The organism is Phytoactinopolyspora endophytica, from assembly GCF_004138495.1.
GTDB lineage: Bacteria > Actinomycetota > Actinomycetes > Jiangellales > Jiangellaceae > Phytoactinopolyspora > Phytoactinopolyspora endophytica.
On sequence record NZ_ML142849.1, the window covers coordinates 26,272 to 46,196 of the forward strand.

General features: G+C 67.6%; 16 protein-coding genes. 4 read left to right on the forward strand and 12 right to left on the reverse strand.

What is annotated here, in order from left to right:
- From ELR45_RS00150 to ELR45_RS00165, 4 genes are all read right to left on the reverse strand, one after another.
- The coding region (locus tag ELR45_RS00150) for an MBL fold metallo-hydrolase (protein WP_205855607.1) at nt 1-851 on the reverse strand (851 nt) is incomplete at its 3' end.
- A complete protein-coding gene (locus ELR45_RS00155) occupies nt 848-1,660 on the reverse strand; it encodes an ABC transporter ATP-binding protein (RefSeq protein ID WP_129663370.1) in 813 nt (270 codons plus the stop codon). The genes ELR45_RS00150 and ELR45_RS00155, both read right to left, overlap by 4 nt.
- Nucleotides 1,661-1,692: 32 nt before the next feature.
- Complete coding sequence (locus ELR45_RS00160) at nt 1,693-2,487, reverse strand: ABC transporter permease (protein WP_129662485.1); 795 nt, start codon at nt 2,485-2,487, stop codon at nt 1,693-1,695.
- Nucleotides 2,484-3,299, reverse strand: coding sequence for an ABC transporter permease (locus tag ELR45_RS00165; RefSeq protein ID WP_129662486.1), 816 nt, complete (start codon nt 3,297-3,299; stop codon nt 2,484-2,486). Before ELR45_RS00165 ends, ELR45_RS00160 begins: the two co-directional genes overlap by 4 nt.
- A gap of 103 nt (nt 3,300-3,402) precedes the next feature.
- Between ELR45_RS00165 and ELR45_RS00170 the strand changes: the two genes are divergently transcribed.
- Nucleotides 3,403-4,338 (forward strand): LysR family transcriptional regulator, encoded by a 936-nt coding sequence (locus ELR45_RS00170; RefSeq protein ID WP_129662488.1) that lies wholly within the window; start codon nt 3,403-3,405, stop codon nt 4,336-4,338.
- Nucleotides 4,339-4,344: 6 nt separating this feature from the next.
- Here the strand turns inward: ELR45_RS00170 and ELR45_RS00175 are convergent, their stop codons facing one another.
- From ELR45_RS00175 to ELR45_RS00200, 6 genes are all read right to left on the reverse strand, one after another.
- On the reverse strand, nt 4,345-5,331 hold the full coding sequence (locus ELR45_RS00175) for an ABC transporter substrate-binding protein (RefSeq protein ID WP_165367326.1): 987 nt from the start codon (nt 5,329-5,331) through the stop codon (nt 4,345-4,347).
- A gap of 192 nt (nt 5,332-5,523) precedes the next feature.
- Complete coding sequence (locus tag ELR45_RS00180; protein ID WP_129662492.1) at nt 5,524-6,753, reverse strand: amidohydrolase; 1,230 nt, start codon at nt 6,751-6,753, stop codon at nt 5,524-5,526.
- Between the two features lie 59 nt (nt 6,754-6,812).
- Nucleotides 6,813-8,576, reverse strand: a complete 1,764-nt coding sequence (gene aspS / locus ELR45_RS00185) for an aspartate--tRNA ligase (RefSeq protein WP_129662494.1) — start codon at nt 8,574-8,576, stop codon at nt 6,813-6,815.
- 192 nt (nt 8,577-8,768) lie between these two features.
- The gene (locus ELR45_RS00190; RefSeq protein WP_129662496.1) at nt 8,769-10,205 is read right to left on the reverse strand and encodes an alanine/glycine:cation symporter family protein; all 1,437 of its coding nucleotides are present in this window, start codon (nt 10,203-10,205) and stop codon (nt 8,769-8,771) included.
- Nucleotides 10,206-10,386: 181 nt separating this feature from the next.
- On the reverse strand, nt 10,387-11,664 hold the full coding sequence (gene hisS / locus ELR45_RS00195; RefSeq protein ID WP_129662498.1) for a histidine--tRNA ligase: 1,278 nt from the start codon (nt 11,662-11,664) through the stop codon (nt 10,387-10,389).
- Nucleotides 11,665-11,689: 25 nt separating this feature from the next.
- Nucleotides 11,690-12,388, reverse strand: a complete 699-nt coding sequence (locus ELR45_RS00200) for an MBL fold metallo-hydrolase (RefSeq protein WP_129662499.1) — start codon at nt 12,386-12,388, stop codon at nt 11,690-11,692.
- Between the two features lie 136 nt (nt 12,389-12,524).
- Here ELR45_RS00200 and ELR45_RS00205 point away from each other — a divergent pair, with 136 nt between their 5' ends.
- Nucleotides 12,525-13,865, forward strand: coding sequence for a DUF349 domain-containing protein (locus tag ELR45_RS00205; protein ID WP_129662501.1), 1,341 nt, complete (start codon nt 12,525-12,527; stop codon nt 13,863-13,865).
- A gap of 34 nt (nt 13,866-13,899) precedes the next feature.
- Nucleotides 13,900-15,078, forward strand: a complete 1,179-nt coding sequence (locus ELR45_RS00210) for an NAD(P)/FAD-dependent oxidoreductase (protein ID WP_129662502.1) — start codon at nt 13,900-13,902, stop codon at nt 15,076-15,078.
- A 33-nt stretch (nt 15,079-15,111) separates the two neighbouring features.
- Here ELR45_RS00210 and ELR45_RS00215 read toward each other — a convergent pair whose 3' ends face one another.
- Nucleotides 15,112-16,446, reverse strand: a complete 1,335-nt coding sequence (locus tag ELR45_RS00215; protein ID WP_129662504.1) for an FAD-binding oxidoreductase — start codon at nt 16,444-16,446, stop codon at nt 15,112-15,114.
- 186 nt (nt 16,447-16,632) lie between these two features.
- On the opposite strand from ELR45_RS00215, the gene ELR45_RS00220 reads away from it, so the two are divergent.
- Nucleotides 16,633-17,538, forward strand: a complete 906-nt coding sequence (locus ELR45_RS00220) for a sigma-70 family RNA polymerase sigma factor (protein ID WP_129662506.1) — start codon at nt 16,633-16,635, stop codon at nt 17,536-17,538.
- A 41-nt stretch (nt 17,539-17,579) separates the two neighbouring features.
- Here the strand turns inward: ELR45_RS00220 and ELR45_RS00225 are convergent, their stop codons facing one another.
- Entirely contained in the window at nt 17,580-19,892 is a 2,313-nt protein-coding gene (locus tag ELR45_RS00225; protein WP_129662508.1) for a RelA/SpoT family protein, read from the reverse strand.
- Between the last annotated feature and the right edge of the window lie 33 nt (nt 19,893-19,925).

The window sequence follows — 19,925 nt, forward strand, 5'->3', positions numbered from 1 at the left end:
GCTTCTCGTGGCGACGTGTGCGCCGCGTAGTGGTGGTCACGGGTAGCCTTCGCCGAGGCGTCCCGCTGCTCCTCATACCGGCGTTCGACCCAGTCGAAGTCGACCGCCTCGTGCAGCAGCACGTCGGCGCCGGTAGCGAGGCGGACCACGTTGTCGGTGCGCGCCGTATCGCCCGAGACCACGACCGAGCCGCCCTCGGTGTCGAAGCGGTAGCCGAAAGCCGGAGCCATCGGTGCGTGCTGCACCAGCGTCGCGCTCACGCGCACGGCGTCGTCCTCGTACACGGGGAAGGGCGCCATATCGGGTGCCGGGTGGTCATTCGGGTGGAAGCCCGCGTCCGGTGGGATGACGATGTCCCGCGCATGGAACCAGTCGCGCGGCGTCGGACGCAGCGAGTCGTAGAGCCGGTCGTTGATGTCCGTCGCGTACGCCCGCATCAGCAACTCGAACATCCGCGCCGTGCCTGGGGTCGGCTCGTCAGGGAACGCCGGCGTCAGCCCTCCCGGCGCCCGCGAGGACAGTGGGGGCAGTACTTGACGGTCACCGGGGCCCACGATCTCCACCGTGTGCGTCGGGTCGGCGGGCATCCGCATGATGCCGAACAGGGCGAGGCTGCCGAGGTCGACGACATGGTCGGAGTGCATATGGGTGACGAAGATGGCCCGGACGCTGGCCATCGACAGGCCCGCGCCGATCAGCTGCCGTCCCACGCCTGTGCCCGCGTCGACGATGTACGTCCGCTCCCCCACGACCACGGCGGTGGAGATCCCGGTGCGGCGATGATGTCCGGGCCACCAGACCGGACCGCCGGCGGTGCCCAGTGTGACGACGTACGGGCGGTCGGCCGTCATGCGCGCACCATCCCGATGTCCCGGGTGACGGCGTGTTTCGCCTCCTGGATGAGACCGAAGACCTCGGCTCGCAGCTTTCCGTATCGGGGAAGGTTCTTGGTCGTCACCTGGTCCCTTTCGTCGGGTAGATCCACCGGGATGTCCCGCGCGACCTTCGCAGGGGTACCGGAGAGGACCACGACGCGGTGCGCCATATACACCGCCTCGTCGATGTCGTGCGTCACGAACAGCACGGTCATGCCGAGACGCCGGCTCATGCCGAGCACCAGGTCCTCGAGATCGATGCGGGTCTGCGCGTCGACAGCGGCGAACGGCTCGTCCATGAGCAGCACATCGGGCTGATAGGCCAGCCCGCGCGCGATCGCCGCACGCTGCTGCATCCCGCCGGACATCTCCCACGGGTAGACACTGCCCTTGCCCTCGAGGCCGACGTTCGACAGCGCCTCCGTGATGATGTCCGGCCGTTCCTTCGCCGGGAACCGCGCCTTCTGCAGCGGCAGCTCGATGTTCTTCGCGACCGTGAGCCAGGGCAGCAGGCTGCGCGAGTAGTCCTGGAAGATCACCGCGAGCTTCGCCGGCGGTTCTGTGACCTCCTCGCCCTCGAAGAGAGTGCGCCCCGTCGTCGGTGAGGTCAGCCCGGCGATGCACTTGAGAAGGGTGGTCTTCCCGGCACCTGACGGGCCGACGACGCAGACGAACTCGCCGCGATCGACCGTGAACTCGACGCCGTCCAGAATCCGTGCGGAGACCGCGCCTGTCGAATACGTCTTACCGACGTTCTGGAGGTCGAGGATGTGCTGTTCGCCCATGATGCCGTCCGCCTTCGTTCTCGTCTTGTCGGTCACGACGCCCCCGTCGCCTGCCGCATCCGGATCTGCCACCGCAGCACTCGTCTCTCGATCCGCAGGAAGATCAACGTCAGCAGGTAGCCGATGATGCCGAGCAGGATCGTGCCCACCCAGGTCTGGGTCACCATGAACAGTTGCTGCGACTCGAGCACGTAGTAACCGAGGCCATGGGTGGCGCCGACCATCTCGCTGACGACGATCAGGATGATCGCGATCTGGAGGCTGATGCGGTACCCGGCGAATATCTGCGGTCCCGCATTCGGCAGGATCACGTAGGTGATGACCTGCCGCCGGGTCAGGCGGTAGGAACGGACCATCTCGCGCAGCTGGGTGTCCACGCTGCGCACCCCGTCGATGGTGTTCAGCAGGATCGGCCAGATCGCGCCCAGCACGATGAGCGAGATGTTCATTCCGGCGCCGATCCCGAGAATGCCGAGCACGATCGGGATGAGTGCGGGAGACGGAAGCGACCGGAAGAACGTCAGCACCGGTGCGAACAGGGCCCGCACGACCGGGGACATTCCGAGCAGGACGCCCAGTGCGGTGCCGAGCAGGACGGAGACTCCGAAGCCGATCGTGAAGTTAGCCAGACTTGGCAGCAGGTCATCGCGCCAGCGCGGGCCGAGGATCCACTCGTCCACGAGGGTGGTGAGGATTTCCTGCAGCGGCGGGAAGTAGAGCGCTTCGCTCCCCGCGCTGAGTGTCCACCACAGCACGACGAGCGTGACAGGCAGCCAGGCGCGCAACAGAACCAGGCGCCATCCGCGCAGAGTGGTCTTCGCCGTCATGCGTTCCTCCTCTCACGCTGCGAGGGATGCCAGAACAGCAGCGGGCCCGAGAGCGCGGCCACCGCGCCACTGAATGCGAGACCGAGCAGTCCGGAGACCAGCAGCAGAGCGAAGGCCTGGTCGACGACGCCGTTGAGCTGTGCCAGCGCGAGCAGAGAGCCCAGCCCTGACATTCCGACGATGTACTCGGTGACGATGGCGATGATCAGGGCGATCGTCACCGAGATCCGCAGCCCTGTGAGTGTGAAGGGCAGCACGCTCGGGATCGTGATCCGGTGGATGCGCTGCCAGAACCCGAACCGGTAGACGCGCGCCATCTCGAGCGCCAGACCGGGGATCTCGCGCAGACCGTAGACGAGTTGGGTGAGCATCGGCCAGAGGGAGCCGAACACGATGAGGAACAGCTTGACGCCGTCGGTGGGGCCCCAGAGCAGAAGAGCCAGCGGGATGAGCGCCACGCCTGGGATCGGCTTCAGGAACTCGATGAGAAACCAGGTGGAATGCTCGACGATCCGGCTGGCGTGGATGGCCATCGCGGCGGGAACGGCGATGAGCAGGATCACGACCATGCCGATGACGGTGATCGACACCGTCGCCCAGACCGCGCCCCAGAAGTCGCCGGTGGTGACCAGCCGCCCGAGCGCGCCGGCCACGTCCGTGGGGGCGGGGACGACCCGCTCGGAGACGAGGCCCGTCACACTGGCGACCTGCCACAGCAGGACGAGGCCGATGAGGCCGACCGCGCCCAATGTCAGCTCCGCCTGTCGCGACAGGGTCCCGCTAGCGCGTCGGTTCACAACCACCTGACTCATGAGGCCTGCTCCATTGCTCGGCTGATGTCCGGCCCTTCAACGGTGGTCCATCCGAGCTATTGCGGCAAGGCGCAATCGCCACTACCCGCTATATAGTCCGTGTATGGAGCTACGGCAGCTGCGCTACTTCAGCGTCGTCGCGCGCATGGGCTCTTTCTCCCGTGCCGCCGCCGAGCTGTACATGACCCAACCACCGTTGAGCGCCGCGATCGCCCAGCTGGAGTCGGATCTCGGCAGCCGGCTGCTCACGCGCACGTCGCGCGGTGTCACGCTGACCGCGACCGGCGCCGAGGTGCTCCGGCTCGCCGAGCGTGCGCTGGCGCAGGAACGAGAGCTGCGCAGGCGGATCGCGGCGATCGAGAGCGGCCGCTCGGGCACGCTGGAGATCAGCTGTACCCCGACTCTGAGCGGCGCGTTCCTCCCCAAGATGCTCCGAGAGCTCACGAGCGACAGTGCCGACCTCGACGTCTCCGTGCACGAGGCCGATCCGCTCACGGTCATCGAAGCAGTGATCGCTCAGAAGACGGATGCCGGGCTGGTGGCGACGTCCTCGACCGAGGACATTCGTACCCTGTACCACGAGAGCATCGCCGTCGACTTCATCACCATGCTCGAGATGATCGCGGTGCTGCCTCCGTCGTACGAGCGGGGCGACGATCCCATCCCGCTCTCCGACATCGCCCACCTGGACTTCGCGGTTCCCGGGAGGTCGATGCGGGACGGCATCCGTGTCGGTCTCCTCTACGCGTTCGAGCGCGCGGGCCTGCCGCTTCCCCGGATCCGGGACGTACCGAGCATGCAGGAGGCCATCCCCCTGATCACCGCCGGGCTCTACGTCGCGATCATGCCGGAGAGCGTCCGGAGTCTGATCCACCCCGACCGCGTGGTGCTCCGGCGCATCGCCGACGGTCCCCGCCCGCTCGAAGCGTCGGCCGTCTATCGCGCCGATCGACGGGAACTACCGACGATCCGTCGCTTTCGTGACGCCGCGCTCGCCGTCGCGGGTGAACCCGACGAGGGCGGCGTCAGGCGGAGTTGAGAGGTATCAGGGCTCCCAGATGGAGGCGCTGCCGTCGAACGGCTGCTCGATCATGTCCGCCTCGTACATGGCGTCGCCGATCGCCTGCATCTCGTCGCCGGTCAGAACACCGTTGAATCCCGGCTGCGCGACTTGCTCGGCGATCTCGGGATCCATCTCGGCCTCCGACACGAGGAGCTCGACGACAAGGTCGGGATCCTCCGCGGCCACCTGGTTGGCTTCGATCATCGCGTCCCTGACCCGGCCTGCGACCTCGGCGTTCTCGGCGAGGTAGCTCTGCGAGGACAGCAGGACGACGTAGGGCGCGTCAGGCTCCATGATCTCGTAGCCCGGTTCGCGGTAGGCGGAGAAGATCGCCTCATGTCCGTCAGCGAGGGCCATCCCGGTGAACGGCTCGGCGAGCACGGCCGCGTCGAGTTCACCGGACTCTAGCGCCGCGATCTGTTCGTTCATCGGCATCACGACCCACTCGATGGCCTCTGGATCGCCACCGGCGCGTAGATAGGACGCCAGCATTGCGGCATGAGGGCCAGATCCGACGGCATTGGTGCCGATCGTGTGCCCGGCCATGTCGACGACGTCATCGATGCCGCTGTCGGTGCGCACCACGAGCTGGTTCCCCTCGGCCCGGGGATCCTCGACCGTGGCGCTCGTCCCAGCCACGGCTAGCAGCGGCATACCCTGGTCGATGGCTTTGACCACCGGGGCGGTCGCCGCGGTGGCGAAGTTGATCTGCCCGTTCAGGAGCGACGGCGCCGCGGCGGCGAAATTCTGCACTGCCTCCAGCTCGACCTCAAGTCCGTGGTCGGCGAAGATGCCTTCCGATTGCGCTACGTAGATCGGCACCGTGCTGGTGGTGACGACCACGCCCATCGTCACCGGCGTCAGCTCGCCCGGGGACGAGCCCTCGTTCTCGTCGCCCTCCGTGGGAGAGCATGCCGCCAGTGTCAACGCCGCGGCGGCGACGCCCGCGGTGACTGCTGTTCGCCTCATGACCCGACCTTCCTGCGCGGCGGCGCCGTGTCGGCTCTGACAGCATCGCGCACCGTCGCACGTGGGCTCCCATGATTGTGCGGTACAGCCCATATGTGAACGCCTCATGTCGCTATCGCGGCCATACACAGACCCTATGGATCCGCCGTTCGACCATCCCTGCTTCGTGCCGTTCCGGGACCGAAGCAGAGGTCAAGAACCTCGTCCACCCGCAGGGAAGGCTTTCAGCGCACTGAGGCGTGCGCTCAGCCACCCGGCGACCGCACGGGTCCCGATGCCGATGGCACTCTCGTCGGCGCTGAACTGCGGCGCGTGTGGCAGACCGAGCTGTCCAGTGGATTCGTTCGAGACGCCGAGATAGAACATCGCCCCCGGGATCCGGTCGAGGAACAGCGCGAAGTCGTCACCGTTGTACGGATAGAACCCGTGCAGGACGGTGATGTTCTCCTGGCCCAGTACGGATCCGAAGTACTCGCCGGCCTGTTCGCTCAGATTCGCGTCGCACACCATCGCCGGAAACGGCTCACCCCAGAATGCGACGCGCTCCGCCATGTCCGCGCCGCACACCTTCGTGACAATGTCCACGCTGTGCTGGCGCAATTCCGGGTAGCGTTCCTCCGGCCAGGCCCGGAACATCGCGCTCACCCGCGCGCCGTCGTCGGGTGTGGACTCGATCCATGACCAGGCGACGACGAACCGTGCGAACGGCCCACCGGGCTCCGTGATCGCTGTCAGCACGTCCTGGTCCAGCTCATGGATGGGCGGCAGCGTGGCCAGCTCGAGCACCGCGGCGCGGATCTCGTGTGCCCGTGCGACCGCGTCCGGACCGGTGATGTCGACGTGGAAACCGTCCTGCCCCGGCTGGCCCACGCCCGGCGACACGCAGATGTTGCCGACCGGCGTCGGTCCGCAGTGGATCGCATAGATCTCAGCGGGTGGCATGTCGTCCAGTACGCCGTCGGCGATCATCGCCCGGGCACCGGTGAGGGTCTCCTCCGCCGGCTGGAACAGGAAGGCGATGCTGCCCTGGAGCCGGTCTCGCAGTGTTCCCAGTGTCTCCGCGACGCCGACGGCGATAGCCGTATGGATATCGTGCCCGCACAGGTGCGCCGCACCCGCGACCCGGGAGCGGATGTCGCTGTCGAACAACTCGTCGTCGCGCACTGCGTCCATGTCCGCCCGGTAGGCGATGACCGGGCCCGGCTCGGTTCCGTGCAACACTGCGACGACGCCATGGCCACCGACGCCCGTACGGACGTCCAGACCGGCGCCGCGCAGCCGTCCGGCGACGAGCGCCGCGGTCTCACCCTCGTCGCCGGCCAGCTCCGGATAGCGATGGATCGCCCGGCGCAGCTGCACCAGTTCCGAGTAGACCGCCGAGGTAGCGATGTCGATGAGACGCTGATCGACGGTTGGTCCCATGCGCCTACGCTATCCCCCGCGCACGGCCCACGGGACCGCCGAAAAACGAACTTGCGGGATCAGCCTTCGTCGGGCGTGGCGTCGATCCCGGCCTCCTTGCGCTGCTGCGCCGTGATGGGCGCCGGAGCGGCAGTGAGCGGGTCGTAACCGCCGCCGGTCTTCGGGAAGGCGATCACGTCGCGGATCGAGTCCGCGCCCGCCAAGAGCGCGACGATCCGGTCCCAGCCGAACGCGATGCCGCCATGCGGGGGCGCACCGTACTTGAAGGCGTCGAGCAGAAACCCGAACTTCTCCTGTGCTTCCTCCGGGGAGAGCCCCATGATGTCGAAGACGCGCTGCTGCACGTCGCGGCGGTGGATACGGATCGACCCGCCCGCGATCTCGTTGCCGTTGCAGACCAGGTCGTACGCGTACGCGAGCGCGTTACCCGGGTCGGAGTCGAAAGTGTCCAGCCATTCCGGCTTCGGTGAGGTGAACGCGTGGTGCACTGCCGTCCAGGCACCCGTCCCCACGGCGACATCGTCGGTCTCGGAGCTCGCCTCGAACAGCGGCGCGTCGACCACCCACACGAAGGACCAGGCGTCCTCGTCGATCAGCTTCGCCCGCTGGCCGATCTCCAGACGGGCGGCGCCCAGCAGCGACTGCGACGACTTGCGTGGGCCGGCGCCGAAGAAGATCGCGTCGCCCTCGGCGGCGCCCACCAGCGACGGCAGGCCGGCCTTCTCCTCGTCGGAGAGGTTCTTCGCCACCGGGCCGGACAGCTCACCGTCCGCGCCGACCAGCACGTAGGCCAGGCCCTTCGCCCCGCGCGCCTTAGCCCAGTCCTGCCAGCCGTCGAGCTCCTTGCGAGTCTGCGACGCGCCACCGGGAAACACCACGGCGCCCACGTACGGCGCTTGGAAGACACGGAAGGTGGTGTCCGCGAAATGCTCGGTCACCTCGGTGATCTTCTGCCCGAACCGCAGGTCCGGCTTGTCACTGCCGTACTGGTCGAACGCCTCGCGATAGGTCATCCGCGGCAGCGGCGTAGCGATCTCGACGTCGACGAGCTGCCACAGGGCGGTGATGATCCGCTCGGTCAGTTCGATCACGTCGTCCTGCTCGACGAAGCTCATCTCGACATCGAGCTGAGTGAACTCCGGCTGCCGGTCCGCACGGAAGTCTTCATCGCGGTAGCACCGCGCGATCTGGAAGTACCGCTCCAGCCCGGACACCATGAGCAACTGCTTGAACAGCTGCGGCGACTGTGGCAACGCGTACCACGAGCCCGGCCGCAGCCGGGCCGGAACCACGAAGTCCCGCGCACCCTCGGGGGTGGAGCGGGTCATGGTGGGCGTCTCGACCTCGACGAAGCGTTCCCCGAGCAGGACCTCGCGCGCCACCCGGTTCACCTCGCTGCGCAGCCGGATGGCCGCGGCCGGACCGCTGCGGCGCAGGTCCAGGTAGCGATGCTTCAGCCGAACCTCTTCACCCACGGACGAGCCGGCCGAGGGGTCGTCGATCTGGAACGGCAGCGGCTCGGACTCGCTGAGCACCTCCACATCGGCGGCGATGACCTCGATCTCACCGGTCGGCAGGGCCGGGTTCTCGTTGCCGGCGGGACGTGCGGCGACGTCACCGGTCACCTTGATGCAGAACTCGTTGCGCAGCCCATGCGCGACGGCCTCGTCACGGACCACTACCTGCGCGACGCCCGATGCGTCCCGCAGATCCAGGAACGCGACTCCCCCATGATCGCGCCGCCGGGCGACCCACCCGGTAAGCGTGACGGTCTGGCCGGCGTGGTCGGCACGGAGTGTGCCGGCCTCATGGGTACGGAGCACGTGAAGGATCCTCTCGGGGTAGGTCGGTCGGGCCGGCGCATGCGATATTGCACGGCGTGCCTGCGCCGCCTGCGATCTTACGCAAGCCGCGCCGCTGGACGCGACTCACTTCCGACCTCCCATGATCATCAACGGGTGGACACACGAGGACGCGGCCACCCGTTGATGATCGTCGGGGTTAGGAGGAGGCCGCTAAACGCGGTCTTCCTCTTCTGGTCCCCGTCCGCGACGTCGCTCCTTCAGCGTCATGCCCTCCGGACTGTTCAGGTACTCGCGAGTCTCCCGGGCGACGAGGCCGGCCAGGATCAGCAAGCCGATCAGGTTGGGCAGGGCCATCAGGCCGTTCATCACGTCGGAGAAGGTCCACACCGTCTCGAGTTCGGTCACTGCACCGACGTAGACGACGAGAACGAAGACGGCTCGGTACGGCATAACCCCGACGCGTCCCACCAGCCGCTCCACGTTGCGCTCGCCGTAGTAGGACCATCCGAGCAGGGTGGAGAAGGCGAAGAACGCCACGCTGACCGCGACCACGTGGTCGCCCCAGTCACCCGGCAGTCCGGTCTCGAAGGCCAGCGAGGTCATCGGGGCGCCGTCCTCGCCGCTTTGCCACGCACCGGTGACGATGATTACCAGGCCGGTGAAGGTCACGACGACGATGGTGTCGATGAACGTCTGCGTCATCGACACCAGTGCCTGCCGTACCGGGTGCGTGGACTTCGCCGCCGCGGCCGCGATGCCGCCGGTGCCCAGGCCCGACTCGTTGGAGAAGATGCCGCGCGCGACGCCGTACCGTAGGGCGAACAAGAACCCCGCTCCAAGGAAGCCGCCGACCGCGGAGGTCCCCGTGAACGCGTCGGTGAAGATCAGCTCGATCGCGTCGGGCAGCTCACCGACGTTCGCCAGCAGCACCCAGGTGCCGGCGAGCAGATAGACCACGATCATCAGCGGGACGAAAGCCGCGGTCACCTTGCCGATCATCTTGATCCCGCCGATGATGACGGCGCCCGCGCAGATGGTCAGGATCAGGCCGGTCACCCACGTCGGCACGTTCCACGATCCGTCGGCCGTGCTCGCGACCGTGTTCGCCTGGGTCATGTTCCCGATGCCGAAGCTGGCCAGGATGGCGAAGACCGCGAACGTCACACCAAGGATCGGCCCCAACCGGCCCCTGATCCCGTGCGTCAAGTAGGACTGCGGGCCGCCGCTCTGCTCACCTGCCGCGTCGGTGTGCCGGAACTTCACGCCCAGGAACGCTTCACAGTACTTGGTAGCCATACCGACCAGGCCGGTGATCCACATCCAGAACAGCGCGCCCGGCCCACCGAGATATATGGCACCGGCGACACCGGCGATGTTGCCCACACCTACCGTCGCTGCCAGAGCCGTCGTCAGTGCTTCATAGTGGGTGACATCGCCCTCACCACCGGGCTCTTTGCGTTTGAGCAGCCCCAGACGCAGCGCGCGCCCCAAGGTGCGGAACTGGATGGCGCTCATCCGCCATGTCAGGTACAGACCAGTTCCCAGCAACAGTGGAATGAGGATGCCGAAGAAGTCGTAACCTCCCCATGTCTCCCCACCCCAGACCAAGCCGGATGCCCGGCTCAGAAAGTCATTCACGTCGTCCATATCGAGGCTCCTTCAGTGCTCGAGTCCGGGACATACTGCCGTGCCGGACGTCGGCTTGACTAGCCCTAGGCAACTCGGTCACATGACCGTTACATTTCTGTTCGCCGGGCATAGGAGCACAAGGGCCGCGACTGCGGCCAGGCGCAGACATGACTTCCGATCCGCGAAGCCGGGCCTCGGGTCATTCCAACGACGCGAGCCTGTCTCTGGCCTGGGAAATGACGTCACCAAGCGGGATCGCCAGCTGTTCGCCCGACTCGAGGTCCTTCATCTGAGCGACGTTCTCGGCCAGGTCCCGCTCCCCCAGGACTATGGCGATTCGGGCACCGCTGCGATCCGCGGCCTTCATCGCCCCTTTGAGGCCACGGCCGCCGACGGCGATGTCCGCCCGCACACCCTCGCGGCGCAATGCGGTCACGACTCCGAACAGCCGCTGCGCCGCATCGTCGCCGAGCGGGACGGCGAACACGTCGACGCCGGTACGGCCGGGTAGCGTCAGTCCTTCGGCTTCCATGGCCAGCAGAGTCCGATCCGCGCCGAGCGCCCATCCGACGCCGGGTAGTCGCGGTCCGCCGATGAGCTCGGAGAGCCCGTCGTACCGGCCTCCGCCCCCGACCGCCGACTGTGCGGCACCGATGCCGGAGTGAACGAACTCGAAAAGGGTGCGGGTGTAATAGTCCAGGCCGCGCACCAGCCGCGGGTCGTCGTCGAACGGCACTCCGGCGTCGGACAGCAGAGCGCGGACGGTGTCGTGGTGGGCACGGTCGGAGTCGGACAGGAACTCGCTCATCAGGGGCGCCTCGGCCAGTGCGGCCTGAACCTCCGGCCGCTTGTCGTCGAGTACCCGGAGCGGGTTGATCTCCACCCGCTTCGCCGTGTCCTCGTCCAGGTCCAGCCGGCGCAGGTACTCCTGCAGCGCCGCCCGGTAAGCCGGCCGTGATTCGTCGGAGCCGAGCGAATTCACGACGACGCGCACGCCGGTGAGACCGAGTGCGCGGTAGGCGTCCATCGCCAGCACGATCAGCTCGGCGTCGATCGCTGGGTCCTCTGCGCCCAGCACCTCCGCGCCCACCTGCGAGAAATGCCGGTAGCGGCCCTTCTGGGGCCGTTCGTACCGGTAGTACGAACCGGAGTACCAGAGTTTGACCGGCAGCGCCCCACGGTGCAGTCCGTTCTCCAGCGCGGCACGGAGCACCGGTGCGGTGCCCTCCGGACGCAACGTGACGTCGTCACCACCGCGGGTGGTGAAGGTGTACATCTCCTTCGTCACGATGTCGGTCGACTCGCCGACCCCGCGGGCGAACAGCGCCGTCTCCTCGAATGACGGCGTCTCGATGTAGCCGTACCCCGCGTGCCGCAACGGCTCCGTCATGGCGTCACGCACGGCCAGGATCGCCTCGCCGCGTGGAGGAACGAAGTCGAACGTGCCCTTCGGGGCACGGAATACCGGTTGGTTCACAGGATCCTTCTCACGAGTGTCGTTGTCACAGGTCGCGCAGGAACGGATTCACCGCGCGCTGGTTGCCGAGCGTGTCGCTGTCGCCGTGACCCGGCAGCACGTTCATCGCGTCGGGTAGCCCGCCGTCGTGCTCCGGCGTGGCCAGCCATTCGAGCGTCTGATCCATCAGGCCCGAGTCTCCGCCCGGCAGGTCCGTGCGGCCGATCGTGCCGACGAACAGCACGTCGCCGGTGAACAGCAGCGACGACGGCCCGACGTGACGGTCGTCGTCCGGGGCCGGAACCGAGTACAGCACCGACCCCTCGGTATGGCCCGGCGCGTGCATCACCCGAACCGGCACACCGGCCGGTTCGATCTCCTCGCCTCCGCTGAGCGGGCGGACGTCGGACGGCCGCGACCACGCATCGGCGAATGCCGTCAGCGCCGGAGCCAGGTCCGGGCCCAACGTTCCGATCGGGTCGTCCAGCCGGTACTCGTCTGCCTGGTGGATGTAGACCGGTATGTCCCAACGGCGGCAGAGCTCGGCCAGCCCGAATGTGTGATCGACGTGTCCGTGGGTCGCCAACGCGGCCGCAGGCCGGAGACCATGGCTGGTCAGAATGCTGTCAAGTTCCTCGTCCACGCCGATGCCCGGATCGATGACCAGGCACTGGTCACCGCCGTCAGGAGCGACGATGTAACAGTTGGTGCCCAGCACAGGGCTGGCGAACGACAGAAGCTGCACCCGGCGAGATTACCGCCCGCGTCCCGATTGCCGCGAACTCGTTATCTTCTCTCCGGCGTATCCTGCCTAGACTGTCCCTTCGCAGCACCCTCATACTGTTCCTATGCCTTCACCCGACCCCGGATGAGGACCCGCCGTGACGCAGAACCCCGGTAGCCCGGAGCAAGAACCGCTCCAGGCGGCCACCGCTGACGATCCGACCGACGCACAGCCAGCACCAGAGCCAGCAGAGTCTGCCCCCGAGACCGTCGCGTCCAACGAATGGGGCCGGGTCGACGCGACTGGCGAGGTGTTCGTCCGAACGTCAGAGGGTGAACGATCCGTCGGCTCATGGCAGGTCGGCCAGCCGGAGCAGGCGCTGGCCTTCTTCGGGCGGAAGTTCGACGACCTCGCAGTCCAGGTGGATTTGCTGGAGCAGCGCCTGTCGTCAGGCGCGGCACCGCCCGATGAGACCGCGGCCGGCGTCGCGAAACTGCGTGAGGCCTTGACGGATGCCAAGGCGGTCGGTGACCTTGATGCGCTCTCGCGACGGCTGGACGCCGTCGAAGCCCACGTGTCGGAACGCCGGGCGGAGCGCAAAGCGGCACGGGCCAAGGCCCAGGAGGAGGCACAGGCCCGCAAGGAAGCGATCGCGGCCGCGGCTGAGGAGATCGCTGAGGGCAATGACTGGCGCGCCGGCGCCGATCGGCTCCGCGCCCTGCTGGACGAGTGGAAGTCGCTGGCACGGCTCAACCGCGCCACCGACGACGCGCTCTGGCGCCGCTTCTCCACGGCCCGCACCCACTACACGCGGCGACGCAAGGCCCACTTCGCCGAGCAGGCCGAGCGGCGCGATGCGGCGCGGGTGATCAAAGAACGGATTCTCGCCGAGGCGGAAGAACTGGCGACGTCCACCGACTGGGGACCGACCTCGCGTAGGTATCGCGACCTGATGGCGCAGTGGAAGGAGGCGGGTCCCGCCCCACGGAATGTGGAGGACACGCTCTGGAAGAGGTTCCGCGCCGCGCAGGACACGTTCTTCGACGCACGCTCCGCCGAGCAGGCGCAGCGCAACGATGAAGAGAACGCCAACCTGCAGGCGAAGGAGGCGCTGCTCACCGAGGCGGAAGCGCTGCTACCGGTCCAGGACTGGAAGGCCGCGAGAGCCGAGCTCCGTTCGATCCAGGAACGATGGGAGGAGATCGGCTACGTCCCGCGCGACGCCAGGCGTTCGGTCGAAGGGCGGCTGCGGCGCGTCGAGGATGCCATCCGCGATGCCGAACAGGCCGACTGGAAGCGCAGCAACCCGGAAGCCTACGCACGCGCACAAGACACGGTCGACCAGTTGCAGAGTCTGATCGCGGACTTGGAGCAGAAGGTCGAGAAGGCGCGCGCGTCCGGCAACGAGCGCAAGCTCCGCGAAGCCGAAGAGGCCTTGGAAGCACGCAAAGCCTGGCTGGACCAAGCTATCCAAGCCCGCGACGAGTTCGCGCGCTGAGCCGCCTCACGTCCGTCCCCGCCCCACCTCGTCGATGCCGACCTCCGCGCCGAACGCCGAGTTGATACCCGGACATGCCGACGTCGTGATCGTGGGCGGCGGCGTGATGGGGACGAGTATCGCCTTCCACCTCGCCGAAGCCGGGGTGAGTGACGTCGTCGTGCTCGAACGGGACGAACTCGGCAGCGGCAGTTCCGGCAAGCCGATCGGCGGTGTGCGCGCCCAGTTCTCCGATCCACTCAACATCGAGCTCGGTGCCCGGAGCCTGCGGGCCTACCAGGACTTCGCACGACGCCCCGGCCAGGACATCAAGCTGGACAACGTCGGCTACCTGTTCCTGCTCACCACCTCCGAACAGGTCGCCGCGTTCCGCGACAGCGTCGCCGTGCAGAACGAGCTCGGCGTGCCGAGCCGGCTGATCAGCGCGGACGAGGCCCGGCAGCTGTGCCCGTACGTGACCACAGACGGACTGCTGGCCGCCGCCTTCTCCCCCGACGACGGCCATGCCCGGCCCGCCCTCGTCATCGAGGGCTACGCCCAGGCAGCGGCCAAAGCCGGTGTGCGCATCATGACCCACTCCACGGTGACCGCCATGGACACCCGTCATGACCGGATCACCGCCGTGCACACCTCCCGCGGCACGATCACGTGCTCGGCCGTGGTGTGCGCCGCAGGTGCGTGGTCCGCACGCATCGGCGAGATGGCGGGCGTCGACCTTCCGGTGCTCCCGTTCCGCCGCCAGATCGCCTTGACCGTGCCGCTGCGGCCTTCGCCTCCACGTGTCCCGTTCACCATCGACTTCGACTCATCGGGGTACTTCCACAACAGCGACGACGGCCTGCTCTTCGGCCTGGCCGACCCTCGCGAGACGGCCGGGTTCGACACGGAATGGACTGCCGACTGGCTGGAGCCGTTCCGCGCCGCGATGCTCCGGCGCGCCCCGGACCTGGCCGACATGGCCGTTGCCACCGGGTGGGCCGGTCTCTACGAGGTCACGCCGGATCACAATGCCTTGATCGGCCGTGCCTCGTCCCCGGAGAACTTCGTGTACGCCACTGGGTTCTCCGGGCACGGCTTCCTGCAGGCGCCCGCTGTCGGGGAGATCGTGCGTGACCTCTATCTCGGCCGCACGCCGCCCGTCGACGTCACCCCACTCAGCTGCGAGCGGTTCAGTGCCGGGAACACCATCCGGCCCGAGGGGCACGTCGTGTAGACGCGCGCCTAGCCCAGGGCACGTCCGGTCGTGTCAGACCGGCACGCCGAAGTTGCTTCGGAACAGGCCCGATGGGTCGCGGTCGGCCTTGATGCGGCGGAGCCGGTCGATCGAGGCCGGCGGCAGGGCATCGGCGAGGGTCTCCGCCGGGTTGAGAAAGGTCACCGGTTTGCGGCCGCTGACCGGGAGCGCGGTGGCGAGTGAGTGCTGCTTGACGGTGATCGCGTCGGCGGCGCCCGGATCCGTTGGCACGCCTAACATGTAGACCGCGTACGGTTCGGTCAGCGGTCCGTGCGGGCTGTCACTAGGCTGTGCCAGCGCCCCGCCGAGGTGCCGGATCTGAACCATCATCAGCGGCGAGATCGGCTCATCGAGCAGTGTGGCGACCGCGTCGTCGTCCAGCCCGGTGAGTAGCTCGGCGCGAGACTGCCCGGCACCGGGTTCGGTGGGTTCGCCGGTGATGCTGCCCAGTTCCGCCACGGACATGGGCCGGCGGGTGTCCGCCAAGGGGCCTGGAAGCCGGTCGAGGCCGGCCAGCAACGCCCGGGCGGCTGCCTCGTCGCCGAGGTAGGTGGAGTCGATCGCGATCATCGGTTCCGCACCCGGGAAGTGCAGCAGTTCCAGCCAGGCGGTGAGCTCGGCCGGCGCGTGACGGGTGATCTCCCGGTACGCGTCGACGACAGCCCGAGCGTGATCCCTGTGCCACAGCATCCGACCGCCGAACAACGCCGGCGCCTCGTGCAAGGCGAGCTCGAGTCCGGTGACTGTGGCGTAGTCACCTCCGCCTCCGCGCAGCGCCCAGAACAGCTCCGGGTCCGACCCGGCGTTCACTCGCTGTGGCCGGCCGTCAGCGTCGACGATGTCGAACGCGGTGACACTGTCGGCGACCCAGCCGTAGGCTCGGCCGAACCAGCTCAGCCCGCCTCCGAGGACGACTCCGGTCACGCTGACCACGGGCGAGCTTCCCGGCAATCCCGTCAGCCCGTGCTCGGCGGCGGCCTCCTGGAGGCTGCCGGAGCGCACGCCGGCGCCGATCCGGGCCCGTCGCGCGGCCGCGTCGATCTCGATCCGATCGAGGCGGCCGGTGCGGAGCAGGATGGCGCCTTCGGTCCTGCCGGTGGCGCCGTGGCCGCTGGGTTGGGTCGAGATGCCCACCTTCGCGGCGGATGCGTACCGGACCAGTTCCGCCACATCGGCCTCATCCGCAGCCTGCACCACCGCCACGGCCGGCTGTTCGACGGCCAGGTTCCACGGCCGGCGGACGTCGTCGAAGTCTGTGTCACCGGGCAACCACACCCGGCCACGCACGGCATCGCGAAGCCCTCGGTGCCGGTCTGGGGACACGGACATCGCGGAGTGGAGAGTCATGAGGTGCTCCTTCGTCGAGAGATAAGCTGACCGGGCAAGAGACGTGGACACCGCGCAGCGAGCAGCCCGTTGTGTCCACGCGCTCGTCCCGGACCGGTTGTGTGCTTCACCTAGGACGTCGGACCGGCCGGCCGAAACGTGACAAGATCCGTCGAAGACGGCGAGAAGTGAAGGAACACATCAACGATGTCCCTGTCCCGGACCGCGCGATCCGATCGCGACCTCGCCGCTGCGTTCGCCGCCCAGCGGCCCCAGCTGCGGGGCATCGCTTACCGCATGCTCGGCTCGTACTGGGATGCCGACGACGCCGTCCAGGAAGCATGGCTGCGGCTCCAGCGAGCGAAGACCGAGGAGATCGACAATCTCGAAGCTTGGCTCACCGTGGTCATCTCGCGCGTCAGCGTCGACCTGCTACGTACCAGGGGATCCCGTCACGAGGACATCAAGGCCGAGCTCCCCGACGACGAACCGGTCCCTTCGACGTCGGGACCGGAGACATCGGCTCTGCGCGCCGACGACGTGGGAGCGGCGATGCTCATCGTCCTGGACACGCTCGGCCCGCTCGAACGCCTCGCATTCGTCCTCCACGACGTCTTCGGCCTATCCTTCGACGACATAGCCCCGATCGTCGAACGCACACCGGCCGCCGCTCGCCAGCTCGCCTCCCGTGCCAGGCGCCGGATCCGTTCCGTTGATGTCCCCGCTGAGCGCACCCGCCAACGCGAAGCTGTCAGCGCGTTTCTCAAAGCCTCCCGTACGGGTGATTTCGGCGCCTTGCTCCAGCTCCTCGATCCGGAGGTCGAGCTGCACGCCGACGCCGACGTGATCGCCACCGCAACTCCGCACGCCGACGATGGTGCGCCGCTGCTGCAAGCCCACGTCCGTGGAGCCGACGCCGTCGCACGTGTGTTCGCCGGCCGCGCCGAGCAGACCCAGGTCGCCCTGATCGACGGCTTCCCTGGCGCCACCTACGCACCGGATGGCACGCCGCAGGCCGTCTACGCCGTCCATCTCCACGACGACCGGATCACCCGCATCGACGTCATCGGCAACGCCACGCACCTCGCCGATCTCGCCATTGTTCTGGAATGATGCGCTACCGCGGCGGGTCCGCTATGAGGGGGTCGGCCGGCTCAGTTGGACACTGCTGGCACGCCGCTGGTCAGCCGGTAGGCGTCGAACACGCCCTCGACGCCGCGAACCGCCTTGAGCACGTGACCGAGGTGCTTCGGATCTGCCATCTCGAAGGTGAACCGGCTTTTGGCGATGCGGTCGGTTCCCGTCGCAACCGTGGCAGAGAGAATGTTGACGTGCTGGTCTGACAGGACCCGCGTCACGTCGGAGAGAAGTCGCGCCCGGTCGAGCGCCTCGACCTGGATGGCGACCAGGAACATGCTGTTCGCGGTGGGAGCCCATTCGACTTCCACCATCCTGCCCTCTTGCTTGCGCAGGGAGTCGACGTTGGCGCAGTCGACACGGTGCACGGAGACTCCCGCGCCTCGGGTGACGAACCCGACGATCTCGTCGCCTGGGACTGGCGTACAACATCGGGAGAGCTTGACCCACACGTCGGTGACACCCTTGACGACGACGCCGGGGTCACCGGCGGCACGCCGCCGTGGCCGGTCCGGGCTGGCTGCCTCGGCCGCGTCCTCGGAGGTGCCCTCTTCGCCGCCGAGGATGTACACAAGCTTCTGCACGACGCTCTGTGCGGAGACGTGTCCCTCCCCCACGGCCGCATACAGTGCCGAGATGTCGCCGTAGCGAAGATCATCGGCGACCGCGGTGAGAGCCTCTTGACTCAGCATCCGTTGCAGCGGCAGATCCTGCTTGCGCATGGCCCGGGCGATGGCGTCCTTGCCGTGCTCGATCGCCTCTTCCCGGCGCTCCTTGGAGAACCACTGCTTGATCTTGTTCCGGGCCCGCGCGCTGGTGACGAAGGTGAGCCAGTCCCGGCTGGGTCCCGCGCCCTGCGCCTTGGACCTGAAGACCTCGACCACGTCGCCGTTGTCGAGCTTGGACTCCAGGGGGACCAACCTGCCGTTGACACGTGCACCGATGGTCCGGTGCCCGACCTCGGTGTGCACGGCGTAGGCGAAGTCGATCGGTGTGGCCTCGGCGGGAAGGGCGACGACATCGCCCTTCGGCGTGAAGACGTAGACCTCATTGGATTCCATCTCGAAGCGGAGCGACTCGAGGAACTCGCCGGGATCCTCGGTCTCCTTCTGCCAGTCCAGGAGCTGGCGCAGCCACGCCATGTCATTCGAGCCGTTGCCGTCCACCGTGCCGATGGTCGTCTCGGTGTCACGGCCCGCGTTGCTCTCTTCCTTGTACTTCCAGTGCGCCGCGATGCCGTACTCGGCGCGGCGGTGCATGGCGAACGTCCGGATCTGCAACTCCACCGGCTTGCCGTGCGGGCCGATCACCGTGGTGTGCAGCGACTGGTACATGTTGAACTTCGGCATCGCGATGTAGTCCTTGAACCGCCCCGGTACCGGGTTCCACCGGGCGTGCACGATGCCGAGCACGGCGTAGCAGTCGCGGACGGATTCCACCAGAACGCGGATGCCGACGAGGTCGTAGATGTCGGTGAACTCGCGTCCACGGACGATCATCTTCTGGTAGATCGAGTAGTAGTGCTTGGGCCGGCCGCTGACCGAGGCCTTCAGCTTCGCTCCGCGCAGGTCGCCCTGGACCTGGTCGATCACCGACACCAGATAGTCGTCACGGGACGGCGCCCGTTCCGCGACCAGGCGGACGATCTCGTCGTACACCTTCGGATGCAACGTGGCGAACGAGAGGTCTTCGAGCTCCCACTTGATGGTGTTCATCCCCAGGCGATGCGCCAGCGGGGCGTAGATCTCGATGGTCTCGCGTGCCTTACGACGCGCGGACTCCTTCGGCACGTACCGCCAGGTGCGCGCGTTGTGCAAACGGTCGGCCAGCTTGATGACCAGCACCCGGATGTCCTTGGCCATCGCGATGACCATCTTGCGGACCGTCTCGGCCTGCGCCGCCTGACCGTACTTGACCTTGTCCAGCTTGGTCACGCCGTCGACCAGCATGGCGATCTCGTCGCCGAAGTCCTCGCGGAGCTGCTCGAGTTTGTAGTCGGTGTCCTCGACGGTGTCGTGCAGCAGTGCCGCGGCGAGAGTCGGCGGCGTCATACCGAGTTCGGCGAGGATGGTGGTCACCGCGAGTGGGTGGGTGATGTACGGATCGCCGCTCTTGCGCTTCTGGCCGCTGTGTGCCTCTTGGGCGACGTGGTACGCGCGCTCGATGACGCTCAGGTCGGCTTTGGGGTGGACCGCCTTGATGGTGCGGAAGAGCGGCTCCAGGGCAGGCTCAGATTGTTGACGCTGCGATGTCAGGCGGGCGAGCCGCGCTCGCACCCGCACCGGCGCCAACGCCCCTGTGGAAGCGGTTTGGTCAGCCACAGCACCCACTTTCGTCTACGAAGAGACAACACTGCGTCTCTA

What these genes read in the sequence shown, in the direction of transcription:
- ELR45_RS00155 (WP_129663370.1), bottom strand. Translation starts at nt 1,660, where the DNA reads ATGGGCGAACAGCACATCCTCGACCTCCAGAACGTCGGTAAGACGTAT.
- ELR45_RS00160 (WP_129662485.1), bottom strand. Translation starts at nt 2,487, where the DNA reads ATGACGGCGAAGACCACTCTGCGCGGATGGCGCCTGGTTCTGTTGCGC.
- ELR45_RS00165 (WP_129662486.1), bottom strand. Translation starts at nt 3,299, where the DNA reads ATGAGTCAGGTGGTTGTGAACCGACGCGCTAGCGGGACCCTGTCGCGA.
- ELR45_RS00170 (WP_129662488.1), top strand. Translation starts at nt 3,403, where the DNA reads ATGGAGCTACGGCAGCTGCGCTACTTCAGCGTCGTCGCGCGCATGGGC.
- ELR45_RS00175 (WP_165367326.1), bottom strand. Translation starts at nt 5,331, where the DNA reads ATGAGGCGAACAGCAGTCACCGCGGGCGTCGCCGCCGCGGCGTTGACA.
- ELR45_RS00180 (WP_129662492.1), bottom strand. Translation starts at nt 6,753, where the DNA reads ATGGGACCAACCGTCGATCAGCGTCTCATCGACATCGCTACCTCGGCG.
- ELR45_RS00190 (WP_129662496.1), bottom strand. Translation starts at nt 10,205, where the DNA reads ATGGACGACGTGAATGACTTTCTGAGCCGGGCATCCGGCTTGGTCTGG.
- ELR45_RS00210 (WP_129662502.1), top strand. Translation starts at nt 13,900, where the DNA reads ATGCCGACCTCCGCGCCGAACGCCGAGTTGATACCCGGACATGCCGAC.
- ELR45_RS00215 (WP_129662504.1), bottom strand. Translation starts at nt 16,446, where the DNA reads ATGACTCTCCACTCCGCGATGTCCGTGTCCCCAGACCGGCACCGAGGG.
- ELR45_RS00220 (WP_129662506.1), top strand. Translation starts at nt 16,633, where the DNA reads ATGTCCCTGTCCCGGACCGCGCGATCCGATCGCGACCTCGCCGCTGCG.